6 protein-coding genes and 1 pseudogene are annotated in these 7,075 nt (G+C 64.6%); 5 read left to right on the top strand and 2 right to left on the bottom strand.

Annotation, left to right across the window (positions count from 1 at the left end; all coding sequences use genetic code 11):
* Window positions 1-52: 52 nt before the first annotated feature.
* A complete protein-coding gene (locus ACIQK6_RS38270) occupies window positions 53-1,078 on the bottom strand; it encodes a hypothetical protein (protein WP_402697074.1) in 1,026 nt (341 codons plus the stop codon).
* A gap of 290 nt (window positions 1,079-1,368) precedes the next feature.
* Between ACIQK6_RS38270 and ACIQK6_RS38265 the strand changes: the two genes are divergently transcribed.
* From ACIQK6_RS38265 to ACIQK6_RS38255, 3 genes are all read left to right on the top strand, one after another.
* Window positions 1,369-1,737, top strand: coding sequence for a DUF317 domain-containing protein (locus tag ACIQK6_RS38265; RefSeq protein WP_402697080.1), 369 nt, complete (start codon window positions 1,369-1,371; stop codon window positions 1,735-1,737).
* Window positions 1,738-1,869: 132 nt separating this feature from the next.
* Complete coding sequence (locus tag ACIQK6_RS38260; protein ID WP_402697073.1) at window positions 1,870-2,196, top strand: hypothetical protein; 327 nt, start codon at window positions 1,870-1,872, stop codon at window positions 2,194-2,196.
* Window positions 2,197-2,211: 15 nt separating this feature from the next.
* The gene (locus ACIQK6_RS38255; protein WP_402697078.1) at window positions 2,212-2,991 is read left to right on the top strand and encodes a DUF317 domain-containing protein; all 780 of its coding nucleotides are present in this window, start codon (window positions 2,212-2,214) and stop codon (window positions 2,989-2,991) included.
* Between the two features lie 60 nt (window positions 2,992-3,051).
* Here ACIQK6_RS38255 and ACIQK6_RS38250 read toward each other — a convergent pair.
* Window positions 3,052-3,793, bottom strand: a pseudogene (locus ACIQK6_RS38250) (transposase family protein).
* A gap of 430 nt (window positions 3,794-4,223) precedes the next feature.
* On the opposite strand from ACIQK6_RS38250, the gene ACIQK6_RS38245 reads away from it, so the two are divergent.
* Together ACIQK6_RS38245 and ACIQK6_RS38240 are read left to right on the top strand one after the other, a co-directional pair.
* Window positions 4,224-5,930 (top strand): caspase family protein, encoded by a 1,707-nt coding sequence (locus tag ACIQK6_RS38245; protein WP_402697071.1) that lies wholly within the window; start codon window positions 4,224-4,226, stop codon window positions 5,928-5,930.
* Between the two features lie 58 nt (window positions 5,931-5,988).
* Window positions 5,989-6,855 (top strand): hypothetical protein, encoded by an 867-nt coding sequence (locus ACIQK6_RS38240; RefSeq protein ID WP_402697069.1) that lies wholly within the window; start codon window positions 5,989-5,991, stop codon window positions 6,853-6,855.
* The last annotated feature ends 220 nt before the right edge of the window (window positions 6,856-7,075 follow it).

Raw genomic sequence — 7,075 nt, 5'->3', positions numbered from 1 at the left:
TTGAGACGTCAGACATCTCGATCAACAGCCCGGGGGCCTCGCTCGTTTCGCTTCACGGACCGTCACCCGATCGGTGGCCACATCGAAGAAGCTCAATGATCCGCAGAGCGTCGGGGAGGTCGGCAGCGGAGTCGATGGCCGCGCGGGCGGCATCGACCAGCGCCGTCGGGAACGGGAACGGAGTGGCCATCCGGGTAAGGCCCAGGTCTTCCGGGCGGAGCTTCTGCTGGGCTCGGCGAATGGCGTCCAAGGAATCGCTCTGCCCGGAGGCCTGCGTGAACGCGGCGGCCTCTTCGAGCCTCATCAGCTTGGCGAGTCCGCTGAGCTGCTCGGCATGGCCGATGTAAACAGCGAGGATCCGCTCGTTGATCTGCTGCTGGCCAGCAGGGTCGGGCTCGATGCGGCGCAGCATCTGGAGGAATCCGATGTGGTTGTGCGAGTCCGCGCGGAAGCAGTCGACAGCACGCTCCAACACGGGGCGGATCAGCTGGTGAAGATTCTTGTCCGCCACGAGGGGCTCGATCGCAGCGTGGACGATCCCTGGGGAGGGCTCCCGCCAGTCGAGGGCGGTCTCGGCGAGTCTGACCATCTCCGTGGTGATGTCCGCCAGCTGCGGTTGGCGGAGCCTGGCGGCCAGATCGTGCGCGGCCAGTAGGGCATCGACGGCCTTGCACCGGGCACTGACGGCGCGGTCCCCTGTATCGGCCAGGAGCACGGGGGCGGCCTCGCGGTAGCCGGCGATGGCCGCCGACACGTGGTCAATGGGACGGCCTCCGTGCCGGGCCTCCCACAGCAGGTGGTGCAGGCGGGCGCGCACCATTGGATGGCCAGCCGCGTCCGCGTACGCGGCCCAGACAGCGCGGACCTCGGGAGGAAGCTGGTTCGCCGCAGTCGGCCAAGGCTCGGGCCCCGGGCCCCGGTAAGAGCCCTTCAGCGCACCGTCGGGCTGGTGAAAGAAGAGCATCGCCGCGCACAGCGCATGCAGGTGGTCCACCTCAGCCTCGGTGCGCCCCTCCTCTCCGACGGCAGTCGCCAGAGCGGTGACCATCTCTTGGTAGGAGGTGAATGGGTTGGTCACGCTGTCCAACATTTTCAGGACTGTTGCCTGTACCTGCATCACATCGCCCGATCCTCCCTCAGATCTCCCTGCTTGTCAGCGGCCCTCACTCCTTCGACTGGGCCGGGGCATCGCTCAGGGCGCGACGGACGAGGTGTTCCGTGCCCGAGAGCGGACGAGTCCACCGTCCTAAGGTCGAGTTCGCCGGTGGCAGACAGGAAAGAACCCGCAAGGACTGGTGTAGCGCTGCGGTGCATGTCAACCTAGACGACCTTCCCCGGGATCTCGAATATTCCCAGGTCAGAGAGGTGATGCTTGTGACGGTGGAGCTATCGAGCGCTGGGTTCCGCACCACGATCGAGAAGTTGCGACTGCATGGCTGGCTTCTGGGGCCTGGCCAGCCGACCGAGGTTATCGACTGCTTCCCCGAGGCGAACGGCGATTTCACCCTCATCGTCGACGACCGGGCCGACACCCATATCTCGTCGGCTGACGGCCGGCTGTATCTCGGTTGGTTTCCCGGCGGGAGGCCAGGGGCCGAGGAGGAGGGCTGGGTCCTGGCCGTCACCGGCACCGGCAAGGTTCCCGGCTACCGTGTCGTATTCGATCCGCAAACCCCGGCACGGCTCGTGGCCGCTACCGTTTCCGAGGTGCTCGCCACCGCGCGACGGCAGCAGTGACCATGCCGCTTGGAGGACGGGACCCTCGCCTCCCGTCCTCCAGCGGCTCGCCCGTCTCTCCGTGATCTGTTCCCGGAGGTCGCGTGGCTCCCATCCGCACACCCAGAGCGCTTTCCACCCGTGAGGAGAACCGTGGCCCCTCAGCCCAAGCCCGGCACCGAGATGACCGTCGCCGACCTGATGAAGCACCTGTCCGCGGCGGATCCATCCGCCCGTGTACGGCTCGCGATCAACCCCTTCTTCCCCATGGCCCACAAGATGGGCACCGTGATCGTGGGCGCGGACCTGGACGGGCGACCGGTCGTCTATCTCGCCGAGGACGCGGCGGCGGTGCAATACGGGAACCTGCCCAGGCCGGTCGCCGAAGCCCTTACCTGGATGCCTCCGATCGAGCCGCCGGCCCGTGGACGGCGGCTGCGCGCCGTCTCTGACGACGATACGAGCCGCGACACACCCTGACGACAAGGAGCACCTCTGCCCCCGTCCCCTGATTCCTCTTCCCTTCCCGCGTTCTGGGTCACCCCGCGCCATCTCGCCGGCGACGATGGCCTCCTGGCCGACCAGGTCGGCTCCCACCTCACTGCCGCGGGCTGGACCAGCCTCACCCTCGTCCGAGGTCGGCGTGAGCCCGACGAGTCCGACGTCGCCCGGCAGGTTCTTCGCAGCACCGTCCTGTACGTCGCTCCGGACGCACTGAGCTGGGCGCAGTGGGTGCTGGCCGACGAGCCCATCCTCCTGGGCGACCAGCCGGTGGCATGGACGGTCTCCGCCCGAGCCACCCCCGCCAGCCTTCCCCGGTGGAATGCGTACTTCTCCGCCGGCACCCCGCCAGAGGCGGTCACCGACTTCCTGCTCGCGCTGGAGGGCCGTCCGGATCCCGCCCATGGCTACGCCGGACCGCAGGTGGTTCTCGACGCGCTGGCGGGCGCCGGCTGGGTTCGCGACATCGACACCCCCACCGCCTTCTCCGATCCGCGGCTGGCCACCAGCATGGTCTTGACTACCTTGCCGGACGAGGGAATCCAGGACGGCGACCCGCTCGTCCTCGATCCCGAGGCGGAAGCGGCGGGATGGCAGGCATGGTGCGAGCCGCGGATGGGCGGCGGGCTCCTGTGGGCCGCCATGTTCTCCGCCAGCACGCCACATGATCTCGTCGCGGCCTTCGCCACCTCTGTGGCCTCGCCCGTACCGGTGCTGCGCCACACCTTGCCGGAGAGCAGCGAGGGCCAGCTCAGTGTCCAACCGACTGTCTGATATGCCGACGGCCGGCCCCCCTTCGGTCCGGCCGTCGGCCTTTTGCGTCGAAGAGCGTTTTCAGCGTCGCCTCTCCAGGGTGAGGATGGCCTTGGTGATGACGGTCATGCGGTTGGGGCGGGATCTGCGGAAGATCTGCCACGATTTCAGTCGTGCCATGGCGCGTTCGACAGGGGCCCGGGCCTGGGTGAGTGCGCGGTTGACGGTGCGTTGGGTCGGAGTGAGTTCACCGCCGGGCGGCCGTTTGAGGCCGGTGGTGACCCAGGGACCGGCGTCCGTGTAGGCGCGGTCCGCGAGGACGGGTACGCCCTGTCGTTCGCAGATCTGGATGATGCGGTGGGTGCGGGCGGCGGTCAGGTCATGGGTGCGGCCCGGCACGGCGGGCGAGATCCACAGCAGCTCGCCGGCGGGGTCGGTGACGAGCTGGACGTTCACGCCGTGCCGGCGGTGCTTGGCCGAGTAGTCGCTGCGGCTGTCAGCGACCCGGTCGCACTCGGCGAGAGTCCCGTCCAGGAGGACGAAGTCCGGATCGTCCTCGCGCAGCGTCTTGAGCAGGCCCGGGGACCGGTCGGCGAGCAGGCTGGTCGTGGCGGTGACCTGGGCGTGGGCGGTGCCGACGGATATGCCGAATCCGGCCGCGATCCGGGCGAGGGTGTCGTGGCGGCGTAGGTACACGAGAGCGACGAGCACGCTGGTGCGGCGGGAGTTTGCACCGCCGGTCACCCTCACGGGTGACGATGAGCATCGTGACCCACTCGACCAGGGCGTGCGAGAGGTCGAGTGCGGCAGGATAGGGAACCAACAGGGCTCCTGTGCCGGTGGGTTGAGACTTCGAACACCTCCCTCAACGGCGCTGAGAGCCCTGTGCATTGCGGCCCCCTCCGCGTCCCAGCTCCGTCACCCGATCAGTGGCCCCACTGAAAACGCTCACTGCTGATCGGGCATCGAGGTCTCGCTAGGGCCAACAGCCGGAACTGAACCGGGCGCGATCAGGTGAACACCTCTACGAGTGAGGGGCGTTGTGCGGAGACCATCTGCACGACCATCCAATTCCCATCAGCCTTAACTAAGTTGCGAGACCATCTTTATTAGGGTGAAGGAGTGGCCCATGCGGCACGTGCAAGGAATCTGATGAACTGAACATCAAGTCCTTCAAGGTGAATTTGTTCCGTTTGCGAGGGCTGTCGACAGCGCTGACGATTGTAGGAGTAAGGAGCGGCAAGGGGGCAGGGATGGGCCGGAAGGTTGCGCTTGCGATCGGCGTTGGTGACGTGCCAGACATGGCACCGCTTCCGGCTGCTCGTCGCGGAGCACGGCGCTTCTGCCGCTGGGCAACTTCACAAGGTTTCGACCCCGTCGTGCCTTTCATCGACGACAACGAACCTGTCGAGAGGCGGAAAATCGAAGCCTACGTAGAGAGAGTGGTCAACCTCGCGCGGAGTGAGGGCGGCTCTGTTGACTGCTTGTTCATCTACTTCGCTGGCCATGGAGTGGTCAAGGGCGTCGCTGACAGTGTCTGGCTCCTCAGCCATGCCGGCCGGCGGCAGGGGGAGGCCGTCGACGTGGCACTGAGTTGGGACTTGGCTCTTTACTACTCCCGCATTCCTCACGTAGCTTTCTTTGGTGACACTTGTCGGACCCGCCCAGATCGCGATGTATCGGACGACGCCATTTTCCCGCCCCGCCCGAGGAACTACAGAGCGCGTGCCATTCGAGCTGATCAATTTTATGCTGCCTACCCGGAGAAGGGATCGTTTGAGGGTGCTGACGATCCCAACTGTGTGGGTATCTGGACATATTGCCTGCTGCAGGCTCTGGAAGGAAGAGCGCCTGAAGCCTGCGTCACCACGGTGCGGCCACCCGCTCTTGCAGAGCGTGCCGTCGTCTCAGAGTCACTCGAGCGTTACCTTGAGGACGCTGTGCCCATTCGTGCCCGACAGGTGCTCGGTGTCGAACAATGGCCGTGCTCGCACCCGGTCACACGTTGGCAGCCTCACGTGATGTCGTGGGTGGACCCCGACGCATTCCCTCCTCCACAGGATGGTCCCGATCCCGATCCGCTGGCAGACAGCCCCGGGGCAGGAAGCGATTCGCGACAGGGCTCTCCCACGGGATCGCCAAACGCGCCTTCCGAGGAGGACCGCCCTCTTGCCAGGGAGACCAGGGATAACCTGATGGCTTCTAACGTCGCGCAGGACGCGGCGATCTCTGTGTTTGAGACCACCCCTGATAGCGTCCATCGCAATGGGCGTCGCAAGCGTAACCTCTTCATGGAAGTCGGGACACCACGCACGGTCCGTAGTCGCCTGGCGCGCGATGCTAACGGCAGTTGGTCTGGGCCTACTTTTGATGAGCGGTCGCAAGGGGCAGCGCTGATCCATCTGGACAGTTTTTGGAAGAACCGCCCATTGTGGTCGGCGGCTGCAGTATTCCCTGGATACGCAACCGCGATGCGTGTGGACGACTGCGGCGTGCAGTACTTGGCATATCTGGACTCTCGCGGAACCACCGACATTGAACTGGTGGCGCGAATGACAGCACGAGCACGGCTTGGCGTGTTGTCCCGTGCTGACAACGAAGGCATGCGGCTATCCCTTGAAAAACACTTCGACCCAACAATGGCTGTCCTCCTGGCGCACTCACTTCACCGTACTGGAGAGATAGAGAGGGTGGGAATGTTGCTTGGGAGCCTAAGGGAACGGAGCCTGCCAATACCCTTCGACGTGGCGCTACTGGCCAATCACACCCTGCCAAACCAGGCCGACGTTGTACCTGGGTTCCCGCTGGCGACACGTGGTTGGACCGTGCTTCGCTACTCCAACGGTGGGGCAAAGGCATTGGCGCATATGGCGGCCCCTCACCTTGCCCCAGCGTATTGGACCACGCTCTTCCAGCCTTCCTCTGATCTACGCTATAAGCTGCTGCTTGGCGACCCATAACATTTAAGAAGTCTCGAGCTCGTTTTATCTCTCCCTACAGCCAACGTTAGGGGCAGCGATGAAGCTCGTGTTCGTTCATGGAATCGGTCAAGGGCAATCGACTGAGGAGGATCTGAAACAGACCTGGACAGGAGCGCTAAAGGAAGGGTGCGCAAACGCGCTTGTCGAGCTACCAGAAGGCCTCGACATCAAGGTCGCCTTCTATGGGCGTATCCTTGATGAGGCAATCGCGAACTCTCCCGGGACTGCACGCAGTCGGGGATCTGAAGACCCATTCGATTCCTTCGAAGCAACGCTACTCATGGAGATAGCCGATCGCGCCGATATTACTGACGCGGACATTGCCGCCGAGCTTCCAGCAAACCAACAGGAAGCGGTACAGCGAGGGATCCGAGACGCGAAAGTTGTTCAGGCTACGAGCAGGGCCCTCTTCAAGCGCTCTCGCGTCATGAGCGATGAGTTTATTCGGATTTTCTTCCCCGACGTCCATGCCTACATGCTGTGGCGAGACGTACGCGAACAGGTGAACGAAGTTGTCTCTCAGGCCCTGAGGCCTGGGCCAACTGTTGTGGTGGGACATTCACTTGGTTCTGTCGTGGTTTACTGGACGCTCACCGAACTCCAGGGAGAGATTGACATTCCCCTAATGGTCACATTGGGCTCCCCGCTAGGTTTCCCGTCGATTAGGGATAACTTGCCGCGCCCGCTGACCAAGCCAAGTGGCGTGGTGCACTGGCTGAACGCCGCTGATGTCCGCGATCCAGTCGCGCTCTTTCCTCGGTTGGAACGTGATCACTTCCCTGGCGTGCAGGTCGAGAACCTGAGCGACGTCCGCAACCCGGAAAAGAACCGTCACGGCATTGACGGTTACCTCGCAGACACCTTCGTTGCCATGCGAATCGCAAATTCGATCGCCCTGAGGTAGATGGGCGCCGAGGACCTCTGCCGCCACTGGGCCCACCGAGCCCCGTCGGCTGACCTCTGCCCGCGTCCGCCGGGGTTCCGGCACCTCCGCGTGAAGAACGCGAGGGCTGTCGCGCAGCCTTCTCCCATCGGTGATCATCGCCGACCGGGACACGGAGCTGGCAGTGCAGATGGCCGGGGAGCTCCAGCACAAGCGGCACCAAGACCGGTGGGTCCGCTGT

This window comes from Streptomyces sp. NPDC091682 (assembly GCF_044756625.1).
In the GTDB taxonomy this organism is placed as follows: domain Bacteria; phylum Actinomycetota; class Actinomycetes; order Streptomycetales; family Streptomycetaceae; genus Streptomyces.
The sequence above is the reverse complement of the archived record's forward strand: the minus strand, read 5'-3'. Positions and strand labels throughout refer to the sequence as shown.

Coding starts and splice junctions, on each gene's coding strand:
- ACIQK6_RS38265 (WP_402697080.1), top strand. CDS start 1,369: ATGCTTGTGACGGTGGAGCTATCGAGCGCTGGGTTCCGCACCACGATC.
- ACIQK6_RS38245 (WP_402697071.1), top strand. CDS start 4,224: ATGGGCCGGAAGGTTGCGCTTGCGATCGGCGTTGGTGACGTGCCAGAC.
- ACIQK6_RS38240 (WP_402697069.1), top strand. CDS start 5,989: ATGAAGCTCGTGTTCGTTCATGGAATCGGTCAAGGGCAATCGACTGAG.